Annotated in this window: 14 protein-coding genes; 6 read left to right on the forward strand and 8 right to left on the reverse strand. The window is 71.6% G+C overall.

The annotated features are described in order from the left end of the window. Nucleotides 1–43: 43 nt before the first annotated feature. Together AB0I81_RS33730 and AB0I81_RS33735 are read left to right on the forward strand one after the other, a co-directional pair. Entirely contained in the window at nt 44–895 is an 852-nt protein-coding gene (locus AB0I81_RS33730; RefSeq protein ID WP_360664937.1) for an alpha/beta hydrolase, read from the forward strand. Then, the gene (locus AB0I81_RS33735; RefSeq protein ID WP_360664940.1) at nt 888–1,451 is read left to right on the forward strand and encodes a WHG domain-containing protein; all 564 of its coding nucleotides are present in this window, start codon (nt 888–890) and stop codon (nt 1,449–1,451) included. The genes AB0I81_RS33730 and AB0I81_RS33735 overlap by 8 nt, the downstream gene beginning before the upstream one ends. Here AB0I81_RS33735 and AB0I81_RS33740 read toward each other — a convergent pair. The 4 genes from AB0I81_RS33740 to AB0I81_RS33755 are packed head-to-tail and all read right to left on the reverse strand — an operon-like array spanning nt 1,444 to nt 7,003. Beyond that, the gene (locus AB0I81_RS33740; protein ID WP_360664943.1) at nt 1,444–3,435 is read right to left on the reverse strand and encodes an ABC transporter ATP-binding protein; all 1,992 of its coding nucleotides are present in this window, start codon (nt 3,433–3,435) and stop codon (nt 1,444–1,446) included. The genes AB0I81_RS33735 and AB0I81_RS33740 overlap by 8 nt on opposite strands. A 12-nt stretch (nt 3,436–3,447) precedes the next feature. Beyond that, nucleotides 3,448–4,323, reverse strand: a complete 876-nt coding sequence (locus tag AB0I81_RS33745; RefSeq protein ID WP_360664946.1) for an ABC transporter permease — start codon at nt 4,321–4,323, stop codon at nt 3,448–3,450. Next, a complete protein-coding gene (locus AB0I81_RS33750; RefSeq protein ID WP_360664949.1) occupies nt 4,320–5,279 on the reverse strand; it encodes an ABC transporter permease in 960 nt (319 codons plus the stop codon). Before AB0I81_RS33750 ends, AB0I81_RS33745 begins: the two co-directional genes overlap by 4 nt. Further along, nucleotides 5,276–7,003 carry a peptide ABC transporter substrate-binding protein gene (locus AB0I81_RS33755; RefSeq protein ID WP_360664952.1) on the reverse strand — a complete coding sequence of 576 codons (1,728 nt, stop codon included), beginning with the start codon at nt 7,001–7,003 and terminating at the stop codon, nt 5,276–5,278. The genes AB0I81_RS33750 and AB0I81_RS33755 overlap by 4 nt, the downstream gene beginning before the upstream one ends. Nucleotides 7,004–7,166: 163 nt before the next feature. On the opposite strand from AB0I81_RS33755, the gene AB0I81_RS33760 reads away from it, so the two are divergent. Both AB0I81_RS33760 and AB0I81_RS33765 read left to right on the forward strand, forming a co-directional pair. Then, nucleotides 7,167–8,312, forward strand: coding sequence for an ROK family transcriptional regulator (locus tag AB0I81_RS33760; RefSeq protein WP_360664955.1), 1,146 nt, complete (start codon nt 7,167–7,169; stop codon nt 8,310–8,312). Between the two features lie 62 nt (nt 8,313–8,374). Next, the gene (locus AB0I81_RS33765) at nt 8,375–9,892 is read left to right on the forward strand and encodes a M81 family metallopeptidase (RefSeq protein ID WP_360664958.1); all 1,518 of its coding nucleotides are present in this window, start codon (nt 8,375–8,377) and stop codon (nt 9,890–9,892) included. Nucleotides 9,893–9,904: 12 nt separating this feature from the next. Here AB0I81_RS33765 and AB0I81_RS33770 read toward each other — a convergent pair whose 3' ends face one another. The 4 genes from AB0I81_RS33770 to AB0I81_RS33785 all read right to left on the reverse strand — a co-directional run bounded on the left by AB0I81_RS33770 (nt 9,905) and on the right by AB0I81_RS33785 (nt 13,683). Next, nucleotides 9,905–10,846 (reverse strand): ThuA domain-containing protein, encoded by a 942-nt coding sequence (locus tag AB0I81_RS33770; RefSeq protein ID WP_360664961.1) that lies wholly within the window; start codon nt 10,844–10,846, stop codon nt 9,905–9,907. 90 nt (nt 10,847–10,936) lie between these two features. Further along, nucleotides 10,937–11,740, reverse strand: coding sequence for a citryl-CoA lyase (locus tag AB0I81_RS33775; protein WP_360664964.1), 804 nt, complete (start codon nt 11,738–11,740; stop codon nt 10,937–10,939). Then, nucleotides 11,737–12,894, reverse strand: a complete 1,158-nt coding sequence (locus AB0I81_RS33780; protein WP_360664967.1) for a CoA transferase — start codon at nt 12,892–12,894, stop codon at nt 11,737–11,739. Before AB0I81_RS33780 ends, AB0I81_RS33775 begins: the two co-directional genes overlap by 4 nt. A 15-nt stretch (nt 12,895–12,909) precedes the next feature. After that, nucleotides 12,910–13,683, reverse strand: a complete 774-nt coding sequence (locus AB0I81_RS33785) for an IclR family transcriptional regulator (RefSeq protein ID WP_360664970.1) — start codon at nt 13,681–13,683, stop codon at nt 12,910–12,912. 179 nt (nt 13,684–13,862) lie between these two features. Here AB0I81_RS33785 and AB0I81_RS33790 point away from each other — a divergent pair, with 179 nt between their 5' ends. Together AB0I81_RS33790 and AB0I81_RS33795 are read left to right on the forward strand one after the other, a co-directional pair. Continuing rightward, nucleotides 13,863–15,311, forward strand: coding sequence for an aldehyde dehydrogenase family protein (locus AB0I81_RS33790; protein ID WP_360664973.1), 1,449 nt, complete (start codon nt 13,863–13,865; stop codon nt 15,309–15,311). Beyond that, nucleotides 15,308–17,095 (forward strand): thiamine pyrophosphate-binding protein, encoded by a 1,788-nt coding sequence (locus tag AB0I81_RS33795; protein WP_360664976.1) that lies wholly within the window; start codon nt 15,308–15,310, stop codon nt 17,093–17,095. The genes AB0I81_RS33790 and AB0I81_RS33795 overlap by 4 nt, the downstream gene beginning before the upstream one ends. Nucleotides 17,096–17,102: the final 7 nt, after the last annotated feature.

Consider the following 17,102-nt stretch of genomic DNA (forward strand, 5'->3'; position numbering starts at 1 on the left):
GCGCTCTTGACGCCGGTCGGCTAATGGCATTAGCTTTATGGCTATGGACATTAGCGGCGGTGCGAAGTTACTGGAGATCGACGGCGGGCGGCTCGCCTACGACGTGACCGGGCAGGGCCCGCTCATCGTGCTGGTGCCCGGCATGGGCGACAACCGGGCGGCCTATGACGAGCTGGCCGCCCTGCTCGTGTCGGCCGGTTACCGGGTCGCCAAGACGGACCTGCGCGGACACGGCGAGTCCAGCGCCGAGTGGACGTCCTACACCCGCACCGACACCGCGGGCGACCTGCTCGCCCTGATCAGGCACCTGGGCGGTCCCGCCGTGATCGTGGGCCACTCCTTCGGCGGCGGGGCCGCCACCATCGCCGCCGCCCAGGAGCCCGGCCTGGTCAGCGCCATCGTCGAGATCAGCCCGTTCACCCGCGCCCAGAAGCCCGACCTGGGCGCGCTCATCACCAACGCCCGCTACCGCAAGGGCATGACGCTGCTCATGAGCACCGGCCTGTTCCGCAGCCTCCCGCTGTGGAAGCGGTATCTCGACCACGCCTATCCGGGCGTCAAGCCGGCCCGGTTCGCCGAGCACATCGCCGCGCTGGAGGCGGACCTGAGCAGGCCGGGGCGGATGGCGGTGGTCAGCAAGATGGGCATGTCCGCGCCGACCGACGCCGGTGCCAGGCTCGGCGACATCCGGTGCCCGGCCCTGATCATCGAGGGCACGCTCGATCCCGACTGGGCCGACCCCAGGGCGGAGGGCGAGGGCATCGTCGCGGGCATGCCGGCCGGGCTGGGGCGGCTGCACATGATCGAGGGGGCGGGCCACTACGCGCACGTCCAGTTCCCCGCCGAGGTGGCCACGGCCGTGCTGACCTTCCTCAAGGACGACACCATTGCCTAGAGGGACGCTGTCCGCGGAGGCGATCGTCGACCTGGCGCTGAGGATCGTCGACAAGGGCGGGCCCTCGGCGTTGACGCTGGCGGCGGTGGCCGGCAGCGCGGGCATCGTCTCCCCGTCCCTCTACAAGCACGTGCGCAACCTCGCCGAACTCCGTGCGCTCGTGTCCGCGCGCATCGTGAACGAGATCGCCGACCAGGCCGGCGAGGCCGTGCTGGGCCGCTCCGCCGACGAGGCGGTCCGCGCGTTGATGTCCGCGTGGCGGCAATACGTACGACGCTGCCCCAACCGCTACGCGGCGCTCATCCAGAGCCCCGAGCCGCACACGGCCGAGGCCGGGCAACGACTGGTCACCATCATGACCGCCGCACTCCGGGCCTACGGCATGCGCGACTCGGCGGCGATCCACGCGGCCCGCAGCCTCCGCGCCGCCATGCACGGCTTCGCGGTCCTGGAGGTCGAAGGCGCGTTCGGCCTCCCCGAGGACCTGGACGAGAGCTACGAACTCCTCACCGACATCATGATCACAGGGCTGCGGGCGCGACAGGACGCTACCTGACCGGCGCGTCCGCGCGCAGCGGGAAATGGCACGCGACCTGGTGCGTCTCACCCCGCAACACGGGCTCCTCGGCACAGCTGTCCTGCGCCAGGGGGCAGCGGGTGCGGAAGCGGCAGCCGGTCGGCGGGTTGAGCGCGCTCGGCAACTCGCCCCGGATGGTGGTGTCCGGGCTGGGCGTGTGGCCGGGGTCGGGCGAGGGCACGGCGTCCAGCAACGCCTGCGTGTACGGATGGCGCGGCGCGCGGACCACCTGGTGGGCGGGGCCCATCTCGACCAGCTTGCCCAGGTACATCACGCCGATCCGGTCGGCCATGTAGTCCACCACGGACAGGTCGTGGCTGATGAACACGTACGACAGCCCGAGCTCGCCCTGCAGGTCGCGCATGAGGTTGAGCACCTGCGCCTGCACCGACACGTCCAGCGCGCTGACCGGCTCGTCGGCCACGATCAGCCGGGGCCGCAGCGCCAGCGACCTGGCCAGCCCGATGCGCTGCAACTGCCCGCCGGAGAACTCGTGCGGGTAACGCTCCAGCGCCCGCCGGGGCAGCCCGACCTGGTCGAGCAGTTCGCTCGCCCGCGCGCGGCGCGCGGCGGCGTCGCCGACCTGCTGGATCTCCAGCGGCTCGGTGAGGATGGAGTCGATGCGCATGCGCGGGTTCATGGCCGCGTAGCTGTCCTGGAACATGAGCTGCACCTGCCGGTGCATGCGGTGGCGGGCGCGCCGGTCCAGGGTGGCGACGTCGGCGCCGTCCATGACGATCCGGCCGCCGGTGGGCGGCTCCAGCCCGGCGACGAGCCGGCCGACGGTGGACTTGCCGCAGCCGGACTCCCCCACGATGCCGAGCGTCTCGCCCGGCCCGACCTCGAACGACACCCCGGCCACGGCGCTGACCCGCCCCGCCGACCTGCGTACGCCCGCGTCGTACTCCTTGACCAGGTCCCGCACCTCCAGGATCGGCTCGGCCGCGCCGGACGCGGCCCGCTCGCGGCCGGACGACGCCGTGATCGCGACGGGCTCGGTGACCGGGTGCAGGCAGGCGAAGGCATGCCCGTCCCCGGTGAGTGCGACGTCGGTGGTACGGCATTCGTCGGTGGCGAAGTGGCAGCGGGGTGCGAAGCGGCAGCCGGCCGGCGGCCGGGACAGGTCCGGCGGCAGGCCGGGGATGCTGTAGAGGCGGCCCTCGTCGGCGGACTCCGGCAGGGCGCGCATGAGCGCCTCGGTGTACCGGTGCCGGGGCGCGCGGAACAGTTCGGCGGTCGTGGCGGTCTCCACCACGCGGCCCGCGTACATGACGGCGACCCGGTCGGCGCGGCCGGCGATCACCCCGAGGTCGTGGGTGACCAGGATGACCGCCATCCTGAACTCCTCGCGCAGGTCGTCGATGAGTTCGAGGATCTGGCGCTGGGTGGTGACGTCGAGCGCGGTGGTGGGCTCGTCGGCGATGAGCAGGCGCGGGGAGCGGATGAGCGCCATGGCGATGACGACGCGCTGGCGCATGCCGCCGGAGAGCTGGTGCGGGTAGTCGTCGACGATCTTGTCGGGGCGCGGCATGCCGACCCTGCGCAGGATCTCCACGGCCCGCTCGCGCGCCTCGGCCTTGCCCACCCCCTGGTGCACCCGCAGCGGCTCGGCGACCTGGACGCCGATCCGCATGGTGGGGTTGAGCGAGGTGAGCGGGTCCTGGAAGACCATGCCCATCTCCACGCCGCGCACCCTGCGCAGCTCGGGCGCCGGCATCGTGCGCAGGTCACGGCCGTCGAACAGGATCTCCCCGCCGGCGATGCTGCCGCCGGTCGGCAGCAGCCCCATGATCGACAGGACGGTCATGGTCTTGCCGCTGCCCGACTCCCCCACGATGCCGAGCGTCTCGCCCTGGGCCACTTCGAGGTTGACGTGGTCGAGCGCGTGCACGGTGCCGCGCCGCAGCGCGATGTCGGTGCTGAGGTCGCGCAACCGCAGCAGCGGCTCGATCGGGGCCTCCATGTACGAACCTTCCTAACGCCGCCGGAGGCGGACCTCGAAGACGTCCCTCAGCCCGTCGCCGATGAAGTTGAAGGCGAGCACGATGAGGATGATGGCGATTCCGGGCGGGTACAGCAGCCACCAGTGGCCGCTGAAGGTGTCCGACAGGCCGTCGGACAACATGCCGCCCCAGTTCGCCGCGGGTGGCGGCACGCCCAGGCCGAGGAAGGACAGGTAGGCCACGTACAGGATGGCGTCGGCGACCTGGAAGGTGGCGTTGACGATCACCGTGCCGATGGCGTTGGGGATGATGTGCCTGCGCACCGCGCGCCCGCCGGTGCCGCCCATGCCGCGCATCGCCATGACGTACTCGCGGGTGCGCAGGCTGAGCGCCTCGCCGCGGACCAGCCGCGCGGGGCCGAGCCAGGCGAAGGCGCCGATGATGACGATGAGCATCGGCACGGTGGGCGTGACGATCGAGGCCATGAGCATGAACAGGAACAGCGCGGGGATCGACATCATCGCGTCGACCACCCGCATCATGATCGCGTCGATCCAGCTTCCGGCGAACCCGGCGATGGCGCCCCAGACGGTGCCCACGACGGTGGCCAGCAGGCCGGCCGCCAGCCCGACCACGATGGAGGTCTGGCCGCCGAGCATCATCCGCCCGAGCTGGTCGTAGCCGACGCCGTCGGTGCCGAGCGGATGACCGTCGCCGGGGGCCAGGTAGACCTTGGTCAGGTCGGTGTGCACCTGGTCGGTCTGGTAGAACAGCGGCCCGAGGAAGCTGAAGGCCGCCAGCAGGACGAACAGGCCCACGCCGACCAGGGCGAGCCGGTTCTCGCAGAAGACCTCCAGGCCCTGGCGCCACATCCCCCGGACGGGCGCCTCCTCCTGCGGGGCGCTCATGAACGACCCGCCTTCAGCCGTACGCGCGGATCGACCGCGGCGTAGAGCACGTCGGCGACCAGCGCGCCGATGACGGTGGCCACCGAGATCAGCAGCGTGACGCCGAGCAGGATCGGATAGTCCCGCTTGAGCGCCGCCTGCCAGAACAGCAGCCCCATGCCCGGGTAGTTGAACAGCCGCTCGACCACCAGGGCGCCGCTGAACAGCGCGGGCAGGTACATGCCGAGCAGGGTGATCACGGGGAACAGGCCGTTGCGCAGCGTGTGCCCGACGATCACCCGGCCCTCGGACAGGCCCTTGCTGCGGGCCGTGCGCACGTAGTTCTCGTTGAGGTTGTCGACCATGGACGAGCGCACGTACCGGGAGTAGACCGCGACGGTGAGGATCGACAGCGTGAGCGTGGGCAGCACCAGCCCGGCCGGGTCTGCCAGCACCTCCGCGAGGGTGAAGCCCTGCGGCGCCTCGGGCGGCAGGACCGGCCACACCTGGGAGAACAGAATGATCATCATGAGGCCCATGAAGAAGATCGGCGTGGCGTACGCCAGCAGCGACAGCCCGTTGATGGTGTAGTCGGGCCAGCGGTTGCGGCGCACGGCCTGCACCACGCCGAGCGGCACGGCCACCACGACCGCCAGCAGCGTCGAGCCCAGCGACAGCAGCATGGTCTTGGGCAGCCGCTGCCAGATGGCCTCCGACACCGACTGGTTGAGCTGGAAGGAGTAGCCGAGGTCGCCGCCGGCCAGCCGCCGCAGGTAGAGCGCGTACTGCTCCCACAGCGGCCGGTCGTAGCCCATCTCGTGGTTGAAGGCCGCGATCTGCTGCAGCGTCGCCTCCTTGCCCAGGATGGCCCTGGCCGCGCCCCCCGGCAGCAGGTGCAGGATCACGAACGTGATCAGCGTCACCAGGAGCACGATGACCAGGGCCTGGCCCAGACGCGTGAGCAGGTACCGGGTCACTTCCAGGACCAGTCCTGGAAGTACATCAGGTTCATCGGGTCCTGCGGCTCGACGCCCTGCAGCCCCGACTTGTACGCCGAGACCTGGTAGACGGGGTTCGGCATCCAGAGCACCGGCAGGTCCTTGGCCAGGAAGTCGTTGTACTCCTGCAGCGCGGCGGCGTCGGCGGAGAACTGCGCCTTGTCGATCAGCTTGTCGGCCTCGGGGTTGCTGTAGCTGCCCAGGTTGACGGGGGCGTCGGTCTGGAAGAGCCGCTCGCCGGAGGCGAAGGCCGGGTAGTACCAGCTGCCCTGGGAGCCGAAGAACGACATGTCCCAGTCACACTTGGACTCCTCCGGCTTGCAGGCCGGGGTGACCGCGACGGAGTCGGGCACCTCCTTGATCGTGAGCTGCACGCCGACCTTGGCCATCGCCGACTTGATCTCGGCGAACATCTTGGTGGTCGCGGCGAAGCCGGACTGGCTGGTGACGGTGAAGCTCAGCGGGGTGTCCTTGGCGATCCCCTCGCCGCACAGGGCGGGGTCGGCGCAGGTGGTCTGCCCGTCGGGGGCCACCTTCCAGCCGTGGCTCTCCAGCAGTTGCTTGGCCTTGACCGGGTCGAACGGGTACGCGCAGCCCTGGCCGCTCGGCGAGCCCTGCTTGGCGGGAACCGGGCCACAGGTGGGCGCGGCCATGCCCGACCAGATGACCTTGCTGATGGTGGGCTGGTCGATGAGCATCTGCAGCGCCTGACGCAGGTACGGCTGCTTGAACAACGTCCCGCTCTTGGGGTTGTTGAAGTTGAGCTGCAGGTACGTGATCGACCATCCGTACCAGGGGGCGACCTTGTACCCCTTCGACTCCAGGTAGGACTTCTGCGACAGGTTGGCCGGCGGGATGTAGCCGTAGTCGATCTGCCCGGCGCGCAACACGTTGAACTCGGCGTCGTCGCCGGTGAACGGGCGCAGCGTGACCTTGTTCAGCTTCGGCTTGTCGGGCCCCGAGTACTTCTCCTGCTTGGCCAGCGTCACCTCGCCGCTGGGCACGTAGCTCTCCAGCTTCCACGGCCCGCTGGTGGTCTTCCACAGCGGGTTGGTCGCGTACGACTTGGGGTCCTTGGAGGCGGCGGTCAGCTCCTCGAACGTCTTCTTGGCGTCGCCCTTGTCCCAGGCGTGCTTGGGCAGCGGCACGATGCGGTTGAGCTGGTTGCCGACGAACCAGGCGGCGTTGTACGCCTTCGTGGTGGTCAGGGAGAAGGTTTTGTCGTCCTTGACCTTGAAGTCCTTGATGTTGTCGGGGAAGCCGCCGGGCTTGTACGACGCCCACTTGTCCTTGTTGGTGGTGACCAGGTCCCACCAGAACTCGACGTCCTCGGTGGTGATCGGCTTGCCGTCGGACCAGGTGTTGTCCTTGAGCGTGATGGTCAGCGTCTTACCTTCGTCGCTGACGACCGGCGGCTCGGCCAGGGAGCGGGTCGCGTTGACGTTGTCGGTGCTGGTTCCGTCGAGCTGGAAGCTGTACAGCTTGCGGTACAGGGCGGTGGAGAAGATGTCGTTCTCGCCCTGGGTGAAGCCGGGGGCCGAGATCGGCAGGATCCAGTTCGGCGTGCGGAGTGCCACGGTCACGGTGTCCTTGCCCTGCGCGCCGCCCTGCTGCTGCGAACCGCCGCCGGCGCCCGCGCTGCAGGCGGTCAAACCGAGCCCGATGGCGACCACGCCGCTCAGGATGCGGGTTCTCGTCCCCATGTTTCTCCTCGTCGAGACGTGCGTGACCTCCAAGGGGTCCTTCAGTCCGGAGAATGTATAGAGGCACAAGTCCCAAGTCAATGCGAAAAATCATCTTTGTTCGGACTACTTAATTCGGGATAGAGTCCGTGGCAAGGCTGTCCATGAACGGGTGAGGAGATACATGTCGGAGCCGCCCGCCAAGCTGCGCGAGCAGGCGTTGAGCCTGCTGGCCAGCGGCAAGGCCGCCTCTCGCGCGGACCTGGTGGAGATGTTGGAGGTGGCTCCGTCAACGGTCTCCAGCGTGGTGCGCCGCCTGCTGGAGGAGGGCACGATCCTGGAGGAGGGCGTGGGCGCCTCCACCGGCGGGCGCCGGCCCAGGATCCTGCGGCTGCGCGAGGACGGAGGCGTGCTCGCGGTGGCCGAGCTCGGCGCCAGGCACGCCCGCGTCGGCCTGTGCTCGCCCTCCGGCGACCTGCAGGCGGCGCAGGAGTTCGCCGTCGACATAGGGGCGGGCCCCAAGGCGATCTTCGACGAGATCACCACGGCCTTCGACGGCGTCAGGACCGCGCACGCGCCCGGCCGCCGGCTGCTGGCCGTCGGCATCGCCCTGCCGGGCCCCGTGGACTTCCCGCACGGACGGCTCGTCGGCCCGGCCCGCATGCCTGGCTGGAACGGGTACGACGTCCGCCGCGACCTGCGTGACCGCTTCGAGGTGCCGTCGGTCGTGGACAACGACGCCAAGGCCGCCGCGATCGGCGAGTACGTCACCCGCCGCGAGAACGGCGACATGATCTACGCCAAGGCCGGCACCGGCATCGGCGGCTGCCTGGTCAGCGGCGGCCAGATCTACCGCGGCGGGCGCGGGCTGAGCGGCGACGTCACCCACATGCGGGTGGCCGACAGCGGCGAGCGCGAATGTTCCTGCGGCAGCCGCGGCTGCCTGGAGACCGTGGCCAGCGGCGCGGCGCTCGTCCGCGAACTGGCCGGGCGCGGCCTGCCGGTGGCCGGCACGCGCGACGTCATCGCCGCCACCGTGGACGCCGACCCCGCCGTGGTGACCCTCGTGCGCCAGGCCGGCCGGCAGCTCGGCGTCGCCCTGTCGGGCCTGGTCAACTTCCTCAACCCCGACAGCGTCGTCATCGGCGGCGCGCTGTCGAGCCTGGACGTCTACGTGGCGGCCGTCAAAGGCATGTTGTACGAACGCTGCCTGCCGCCGCTGACCCAGTCGTTGTCCATCGAGGCGAGCGTCGCCGGCCCCGACGCGGCCCTGATCGGGCTGGGCCACCTCCTGCGCGAAAGCGCCGACCTCCGCCCCTCCACCGGCTAGCGGTGGTGCGCCGGGCCCTCGCCCACCGACCCCCGCCTCTCCATCGGCCAGAAAGCAGCATCGTGTCCCTGCGTATCGCCATCTGCGGCATCCACATCGAGTCCAGCACCTTCTCACCGCACCTGAGCGGCACCTCCGACTTCGACGTCACCCGCGGGCAGGCCCTGCTCGACAGGTACGACTGGCTCGGCTCCCCGTGGGCGGCCGAGGTGGAGTGGGTGCCGCTCGTGCACGCCCGCGCCCTGCCGGGCGGAGCGGTCGAGCCCGCCGCGTACGACGCCTGGCGGGCCGAGATCGTCCGGGGCCTGAGTGAGGGCACGTTCGACGGCGTGCTGCTGGACATCCACGGCGCGATGAGCGTCGTCGGCCGCCAGGACGCCGAGGGCGACCTGATCACCGCCATCCGCTCCGTGATCGGCCCCGAGCCGCTGGTGTCGGCGGCGATGGACCTGCACGGCAACGTCTCCCCCACCCTGTTCGACGGCTGCGACCTGCTGACCTGCTACCGCACCGCGCCGCACGTGGACGTCTGGGAGACCCGCGAACGCGCCGCCCGCAACCTCATCGACGCGCTGCGCCGCGCGCAGGAGCCCCCGCACGAGGCGCAGGCCGCTGAAGGCCCCCGCGAGACGCCGGTCGCTGAAGGCCCGCACAAGAGGCCGGCCGCGGTGCGCCCGCACAAGGCGCTGGTGCACGTGCCGATCCTGCTGCCCGGCGAGATGACCAGCACCCGCGTCGAACCCGCCCGCGGCCTGTACGCCCGCATCCCGGACATCGAGGCCAGGCCGGGCGTGATCGACGCGGCGATCTGGATCGGCTTCGCCTGGGCCGACGAACCCCGCTGCACCGGCGCGGTCGTGGCCACCGGCACCGACGCCGACGCCACCGAGCGGGCCGCGCGCGAGCTGGCGCAGGCGTTCTGGGACGCGCGCGACGACTTCGCCTTCGTCGCGCCCACGGGCGCCATGGACGAGTGCCTGGACGCGGCGCTGAAGGAGGGCTCGGCCCGGCCGTACTTCATCAGCGACTCCGGCGACAACCCCGGCGCGGGCGGCGCCGACGATGTCACCTACGCGCTGGAGCGCATGCTGGCCAGGCCGGAGATCGCGGACGGCTCGGTGCGCGCCGTCTACGCCTCCCTGTTCGACCCGGAGGCGGTGGCCCGCATCGGCCACCTGCCGATCGGCTCACCGGTCAGCGTGCGCGCCGGCGGGCGCGTGGACTCGCGCCCGCCGGGGCCGTTGCCGCTGGAGGGCACTCTGGAGGCGCTGGCCGACGACCCCGACGGCGGGCGGGTGGCGTCCGTGCGCATCGGCGGGCTGAGCGTCCTGCTGACCTCGCGCCGGATGCAGTACCGGCTGCTGGAGTCGTACCGGCGGCTGGGGGTGGACGTCGCCGGGGCCGACATCGTCACCGTCAAGATCGGATACCTGGAGCCCGAGCTGTTCGAGGCGGCAGCCGGGTGGATGCTGGCCCTCACCCCCGGGGGTGTGGACCAGGACCTGCACCGGCTGCCGTACCGGAACCTGAACCGGCCGATCTTCCCGCTGGACCGGGACGCCGCACTCGGCCTGCGGTGATCCGCCGCGCGGTCAGCGGCAGAACGGGGCCATGCCGAGCACGGACTTGACGCCGCCCAGCAGGTGCCGGACGAAGTGCTGGTCGCCGTCCATGGGCTCGTCGGTCCACGCCTTGACGTCGTGGCCGAGGGTGGTCAGCCAGGCTTTGCCGCCGTCGTAGTACTGGCACCAGCTCACCGGGTGATGCTCGCCGTGGCCGGGGTGCCCGAGGCTGCCGCGTACGCCCCGGGCCAGGGTGTCCTCGTCCACCTCGGCCAGCACCCGGACGCGGGTCGGCGCGGGGACGAGATTGTACCACTCGTCGGTGAAGGTCCAGGTGCGCGGCAGCCCCTGGGTGGAGGCGTCGCGGCGGTTGACGGTGACGACGGTGCCGGGCTGGTTGGCGCCGTGGTCGTAGAAGTTGGCGTTGCCGAGCAGCCCTTCGTACCAGGGCCAGTTGTACTCGGTGCCGAAGGCGTTGTGCACGCCGATGAAGCCGCCGCCGGCGCGGACGTACTGGCGCAGCGCGGTCTGGGCGGAGTCGTCGAGGGTGTCGCGGGTGGTGCTGAGGAACATCACCGCGTTGTAGTTCAGCAGCCGCCCGGCCGAGGAGAGCTGGGTGACGTCCTCGGTGTAGTCGACGGCGAAACCGTTCTGCTGCCCCAGCTTGACCATCGCCGCGACGGCCACGTTGTCGGCGCCCAGCGGCGGGTTGAGTCCCGGGCCGAGCGGGGTGCCGAGGTGGGCGTGGCGGGGGCCGGCGGTGCGGCTGTAGACGAGCAGCTTGTAGCCCTCGGCGGGGTCGAAGTTGCCCCAGTCGTGGTAGCAGCGGGGGTCGGTGCCGCGGCAGACGCCGTAGTCGGGGTCGCCGAGGTTGCGCGCGCCCTCGGGGGAGGCGGCGGAGCTGGGGGCGGTGGCGGTGAGTAAGAGGGTCGCCGCCGCGATGGCGGTGGCGATGGAGAGCTTGCTGCGCATGGGCACCTCACTGGTCCACTCGGGGGGTTGGGGTGAATCAGGAAATCCGCGGTGTTCGTACGAGATGAGCCCCGGCCGCACGTCTCGCGGTCAGAGCCAGGTGGGCAGGATGGACGGCGGGATCGGACCCTTGTTACGACGTCCCTGCCCGGTTTCCTCCCAGGCGTGCGCCAGGATGCCGACGGATCTGCCGAGCACGAAGAGCCCGCGCGCCAAAGGGGCGGGAAAGCCCAGTTCGGCGTAGATCACCGCGGTCGCTCCGTCGATGTTCATCGGCACCGGCGCGATCAGGCGCTCGACCTCGATCGCGGCCCGCAGGTGCGCGCCCGGCACCACGCCGGCCGCGACCGCCTCGGACACCAGGCCCAGCAGCGGGTCCCGGCGTGGATCTCGCGTGTGGAAGCGGTGCCCGAACCCCGGCAGGTACTTGTCACGGGCGCGCCACCGGGCGACCACGGCGGCCGCGTCCCCGTCCTCCGCCACCTCTTCCAGCAGCCTGACGCACTGCTCACCCGCGCCGCCGTGCACGTCGCCGAGCAGGTTGACGCCCGTGGCGACGGCGTTGTTGAGCCCCACGCCGCAGGTGGCGGCCATCCGGGCGACGGCGATGGACGGCGCGTGCGGCCCGTGGTCCACCGACGAGACCAGCGCCGCCTCCAGCAACGCCGCGCGGGCGGGGTCCGGCCGGTCGCCGCGGAGCATGAGCCAGATCATCTCGGCGAAGCCGATCCGCCCGATGAGCTCCTGCACCGGCTGCCCGCGCAGCTCGATGACGTCGGGCTCCACGCGCGACACCGCGGTCGCCCACCAGTCCGCCGCCGCCGCCACCGTCGCCACCGTCGCGGCGCCGGGACCGCCCGCCGACGCCGGTGACGCCGCTGTTCGCTCGCTCATGACACGGCCTCGAACTCGTCGTTGTGCTCGCCGAGCGACGGCGCGGGCCCGCGTGGCCGCAGGGCGACGCCGTTCACCATCACTCCGTTCCCCGTGACGGTGACCTGCCGATCGTCCGTTCCGGCGAAGGGCACCTGCGTCACGAAGCCGCGATGTCGTACCTGATCGAGCTTGAGTGCCTGCGGGACGGTGAGGATGCGGGCGGCGGGCACGCCTTCGCGGGCGAGGAGTTCCTCCCACTCCAGCGCGGTCTTGGCCCGCAGCGCCTGGTTGAGCTCCCGGTTGAGCGCCGCCCGGTGGGTCTTGCGCGACTCGCGCTCGGCGAAGCGCGGGTCGGCGGCCAGGTCGGGGCGGCCGACGAGCCGGCACAGGGTCTCGAACTGGGCCTGCTGGTTGGCGGCGATGTTGAGCGGCCCGTCGGCGGTCTCGAAGGTGCCGGAGGGCGCGGCGGTGGCGTTCTGGTCGCCCATCGGCTCCGGCTCCACGCCGCTGACCAGGTAGTTCGACACCGTCCAGCCCATCGCGGAGATCGACGCCTCCAGCATCGACAGATCCAGGAAGCAGCCCTGCCCGCTGCGGTGCCGCCCGGCCAGCGCGGCGGAGACCGCCAGGGCCGCCATCAGCCCGCCGACGGTGTCACAGATGGGGAACCCCACCCGCAGCGGCGCGGTGTCCGGGGTGCCGGTGACGCTCATCATGCCGGACAACCCCTGAATGATCTGGTCGTACGCGGGCGCCCCGCTCATCGGCCCGTCCTGGCCGAAGCCGGAGATCGCGCAGTAGACCAGGCCGGGGTTGAGCTCGCGCAGGCGTTCCCAGCCGTACCCGAGCCTGGTCAGCACGCCCGCCCGATAGTTCTCCAGCAGGACGTCGGCCCCGGCGACCATGGACTCGAAGGCGGCCCGCCCGGCCGGGCTCTTCAGGTCGAGCTCCACCGACTTCTTGCCGGCGTTCTGGGCGAGGAAGGAGGCGCCCATCCGCTCCCGGTTGAGCTCCGGGTCGGGTCCGAGCCGCCGGGCGAGGTCCCCGGCGCCGGGCAGCTCCACCTTGACCACCTCCGCGCCGAACAACATCAGCTGGTAACTGCAGTACGGCCCGGCCAGAACGTTGGTCAGGTCCACGACCTTGACGCCGTCCAGTGGCAACTGCTGCATTCACGCTCCATAGAGTCAGGTCAGAGGGTGGTCGAACCCGCGCTCCGACATTCGCTTGGCGGCCTCGCGCAGATCCGCGGCGAACTGCCCGACACGGTCTTCGGCGAAGCGGACCGTGGGGCCGCTGAGCGTCAGCGCCGCCACGGTCGCGCCCGAGCCACCCGTGACCGGGACGGCGACCGCCGACAGGCCGGGCTCGCGCTCGCCGTGGCTGACCGCGAACCCGTCGCGCGCCGCCTCGCCGATCCAATCCCGCAGGGTGTCCACGTGTGCCGCGCCGTGCGGGGAGGCGCGGGCCACCCGCAGGAGCAGCCGCTCCGGCGCGTCCCTGAGCAGGACCTTGGAGGAGGCGCCCGCCCACAGGGGCAGCTCGTCGCCGACCCGCACCACGTGGCGCAGCGGTTGCGGGCTCTCCTGCTGGGCGATGCAGATGCGGTGCACGTCGCGCAGGACGTAGAGGTTGACGGTCTCCCGGTGCCGTGCCCCCAGCTCGCGCATGAGCTGGACGGTCTCGGGCGGCAGCTCCCACGCCGAGCGGGCCAGGTGCGCCCAGCGCCACAGGGCCGGCCCAGCCGCGTAGCCCTTGGGCGTGGCCCACAGCAGGCCCATGTGCTCCAGGGTCTGCAGCAGCCGCAGGGCGGTGGTCTTGGCCAGCCCGGTCTCGTCCACGACCTCGCGGATCGTCAGGGTCCGCCGGTCCTCGGTGAGCAGCGAGAGTATGTCGAACGCGCGCTGGACACTGCGCACACCCCCGCTCTCCCCCGGCTCCGCAGGAATGTTGGAAGGCACGGATCCTCGCTAACAAGTCGTTCGCATGTCGTCCGTACGCTAACACCGAGTCCGCTTAGCGGTCCATACGCTCCATCAAGCGGATCCTCTTGCCATAACCTCGGCCGTGCTCTTACCGTGAGGCAATCCACAGTGCGGAGTTTGAGAACCACTGCGCGGATCGATGGGAGCCTCTACCCATGAACACCATCAACGAAGCCGGATGCCTGGTCGCCGGGGAATGGCTGACCGGCGGCGCGCACGCCGAACGCATCGGCCCCTACTTACGGGAGACCGTCAGCCGCGCACGAATCGCCCAGCCCGACGACATCACCGCGGCACTCGCCTACGCCCGGCGGGCGGCCGGGAAGGTCGCCCGGCTCGCCCCCGCCACCCGGGCCGACATCCTCGAACGCGCCGCCGCCGCGGCCATTGCCCAGAAGGACCGGCTGGCGGCCCTGCTGGCCGTGGAGCTGGGCAAACCACTCAAGGACGGGCATGGCGAGATCCTGCGCGTCGCGGACACCCTGTCCGTCGCCGCCGCCGAGGCCAGATCGATCGGCGGCGAGGTGCTGCCGGTGGCGGGCTGGGCGCGCGGGGTCGGCAACACCGCGATCACCCAGCGCGCCCCGGCGGGGCCGGTGCTGGCGATCACCCCGTTCAACGCCCCCGCGAACCTGCTCGCGCACAAGCTGGCCGCCTCCTTCGCGGCCGGCAACACCACCGTCGTCAAGCCGCCGCCGCAGGCCCCCGCGAGCTCCACGGCGCTGGTGGAGCTGCTGCTCGAAGCCGGCATGCCGGTGGAGGCGGTGCAGGTCCTGCACGGCGGCGGCGACGTGGGCGCGCGGTTGTGCGCCGCGCCGGAGATCGCCGTGGTCAGCTTCACCGGCGGCGTCACGGCCGGTCACGCCGTCGCCCACGCCGCCGGCCCGAAGCGGGTGATGCTGGAGCTCGGCGGCAACGCCGCGACCATCGTCTGCGAGGACGCCGACATTCCCGCCGCCGCGCGGCTGTGCGCCCGCACGGGCTACAGCAACTCGGGGCAGAGCTGCATCTCGGTCCAGCGGGTGTACGTGCAGCGCGACCGGTTCGAGGAGTTCACCGACGCGCTGACCTCGGAGGTCAAGGCCCTGGTCGTCGGCGACCCGCTGGACCCCGGCACCGACGTCGGCTCGATGGTCGACGACGACGCGGCCGAGCGGGTGGTCCGCTGGACCGCCGAGGCGGCCGGGCAGGGCGCGCGCGTGACGATCGGCGGCACCCGCGACGGCGCGGTCATGTCCCCGACCGTGGTGGCCGCTCCGCCCGCAGAGGCCAGGGTCGTGCGCGAGGAGGTCTTCGGCGCGCTGGTCGCCGTACTCCCCTACGACGGCTTCGACGAGGTGCTGGCCGAGTGCAACCACAGTTCGTACGGGCTGCAGGCCGGGCTGTTCACCCACGACGTGCGCCGCATCGTCACCGCCTGGCGCGAGCTGGAGGTCGGCGGCCTGGTCGTGAACGGCTCCTCCAACTTCCGCCTCGACCACGTCCCGTTCGGCGGGGTGAAGGACTCCGGCATCGGCCGCGAGTCGCCCCGCTGGATGATCGAGGACTTCACCGTGACCAAGACCCTCCTGCTCAGGGGCCTGACCATCTGGGGAAACGCGTGACCGACCACAGCGAGCAGACCCGGGAGCGCGCAGCGGGCCACGGCGCCACCGCCGCCCATGCCACCGCCGCCCATGCCACCGCCGCCCATGCCCTTGTCGCCCAGCTTGAGGACCTCGGCGTCGAGTACGTCTTCGGCACCTGCGGCCACACCAACATCGCCGTGCTCGACGCGCTGGCCGACAGCCCCATCCGCTTCGTCATCGCCCGCCACGAGCAGGCCGCCGCGCACGCGGCCGACGGCTACGCCCGCGCCTCGGGCAAGCCGGGGGTGCTGCTGGTGCACGTCGGGCCCGGCCTGACCAACGCCGCCACCGGCGTCATGACGGCCGCGCTGGACTCGGTGCCGATGGTGGTGATCTCCGGCGACATCCCGTCCTACTACCACGGCAGGCATCCGCACCAGGAGATCAACCTGCACACCGACGCCGACCAGGCGAGCGTCTTCCGTCCCTTCGTCAAGCGGGCCTGGAACGTGCACCGGGCGCAGGATCTCGGCCGTGCCGTCGAGCGGGCCTTCTGGACGGCCACCTCGGGCCGGCCGGGCGCGGTGCTGGTGAACGTGCCGATGGACGTGTTCTCCCGGCCCGCCGCGCCGTACCCGCCGATCAGCCACGCTGCCCCGCCGGGCCTGCCCCGGGCGACGGCGGAGCTGATCGCGGCCCGGCTGGCCGCCGCCGAGCGGCCGCTGATCTACCTCGGCGGCGGGCTGCGCGACGAGCCCGGCGCCCTGATCGTGCTGGCCGAACACCTCGACATCCCCATCGCCCACTCGCTCATGGCCAAGGGCACCGTCCCGGACGCGCATCCGCTGGTCCTGGGGATGCCCGGCTTCTGGGGGCTGGAGCTCACCAACGACTACGCCCGCGAGGCGGACGTGGTGCTCGCGCTCGCGACCCGCTTCGCCGAGACCGACGCCAGCTCCTGGGATCCCCGCTTCACCTGGGACTTCTCCGGCAGCACGCTGATCCAGATCGACATCGACCCGGCCGAGATCGGCCGCAACTACCCGGCGGAGATCGGCGCGGTCGCCGACGTGCGGCTCGCGGTCGAGGCGATCGCCGAGGCCGCCGCGACGCACCCCGCGCGTGGCAGGCCCGAGCTGCGCAAGCAGATCTTTGAGGCGCGCTCGGAGTTGTTCGCCGCCAGCCGGGAGCGGGGCAGGAGCGAGGACTTCCCGCTGCGGCCCGAGCGCATACTGAAGGACCTGCGGGAGGCGTTGCCGCCGGAGGCGATCCTGGTGACCGACGTCGGCTGGAACAAGAACGGCGTCGCCCGCTGCTACGAGCTGCCGGCGCGGGGCCGCTTCATCACCCCGGGCGGCGCCTCCACCATGGGGTTCGGCCCGGCCGCCGCCGTGGGCGTGCAACTCGCCCGGCCGGAGGGCGTCGTGGTGGCGCTGATCGGCGACGGCGGCATGAGCGCGCAGTTGCCCGCGCTGCCGCTGGCGGTCGAGCAGGGCGCCCCGGTGATCTTCGTGGTGATGAACAACCGGTCCCACGGCACCATCTCCGACCTGCAGAGCGCGCACTTCGGCCGCAGCCACGGCTGCGACTTCACCGACCCCGCGGGACTGCCCTACAGCCCGGACTTCGCCGCGCTCGCCCGAGCCTGCGGAGCCGACGGGCACACCGTCACCTCACCCGCCGGTCTCGGCGCGGCGCTGGGCGAGGCGGTCGCGAACCGGCGGCCCGCCGTCATCGATGTGCCGATGGTGAACGAACCCGTCCCGACGCCGGGACACTGGAACATCAAGGACATCTACCAGGGTCTCTTCACCGACTGAACCAGCA

The organism is Nonomuraea sp. NPDC050404, assembly GCF_040655495.1.
Classification (GTDB): domain Bacteria; phylum Actinomycetota; class Actinomycetes; order Streptosporangiales; family Streptosporangiaceae; genus Nonomuraea.

Excerpts from the sequence above, each read along its gene's own strand:
- AB0I81_RS33730 (WP_360664937.1), top strand. The coding sequence starts at position 44 with ATGGACATTAGCGGCGGTGCGAAGTTACTGGAGATCGACGGCGGGCGG.
- AB0I81_RS33740 (WP_360664943.1), bottom strand. The coding sequence starts at position 3,435 with ATGGAGGCCCCGATCGAGCCGCTGCTGCGGTTGCGCGACCTCAGCACC.
- AB0I81_RS33745 (WP_360664946.1), bottom strand. The coding sequence starts at position 4,323 with ATGAGCGCCCCGCAGGAGGAGGCGCCCGTCCGGGGGATGTGGCGCCAG.
- AB0I81_RS33755 (WP_360664952.1), bottom strand. The coding sequence starts at position 7,003 with ATGGGGACGAGAACCCGCATCCTGAGCGGCGTGGTCGCCATCGGGCTC.
- AB0I81_RS33760 (WP_360664955.1), top strand. The coding sequence starts at position 7,167 with ATGTCGGAGCCGCCCGCCAAGCTGCGCGAGCAGGCGTTGAGCCTGCTG.
- AB0I81_RS33770 (WP_360664961.1), bottom strand. The coding sequence starts at position 10,846 with ATGCGCAGCAAGCTCTCCATCGCCACCGCCATCGCGGCGGCGACCCTC.
- AB0I81_RS33775 (WP_360664964.1), bottom strand. The coding sequence starts at position 11,740 with ATGAGCGAGCGAACAGCGGCGTCACCGGCGTCGGCGGGCGGTCCCGGC.
- AB0I81_RS33780 (WP_360664967.1), bottom strand. The coding sequence starts at position 12,894 with ATGCAGCAGTTGCCACTGGACGGCGTCAAGGTCGTGGACCTGACCAAC.
- AB0I81_RS33790 (WP_360664973.1), top strand. The coding sequence starts at position 13,863 with ATGAACACCATCAACGAAGCCGGATGCCTGGTCGCCGGGGAATGGCTG.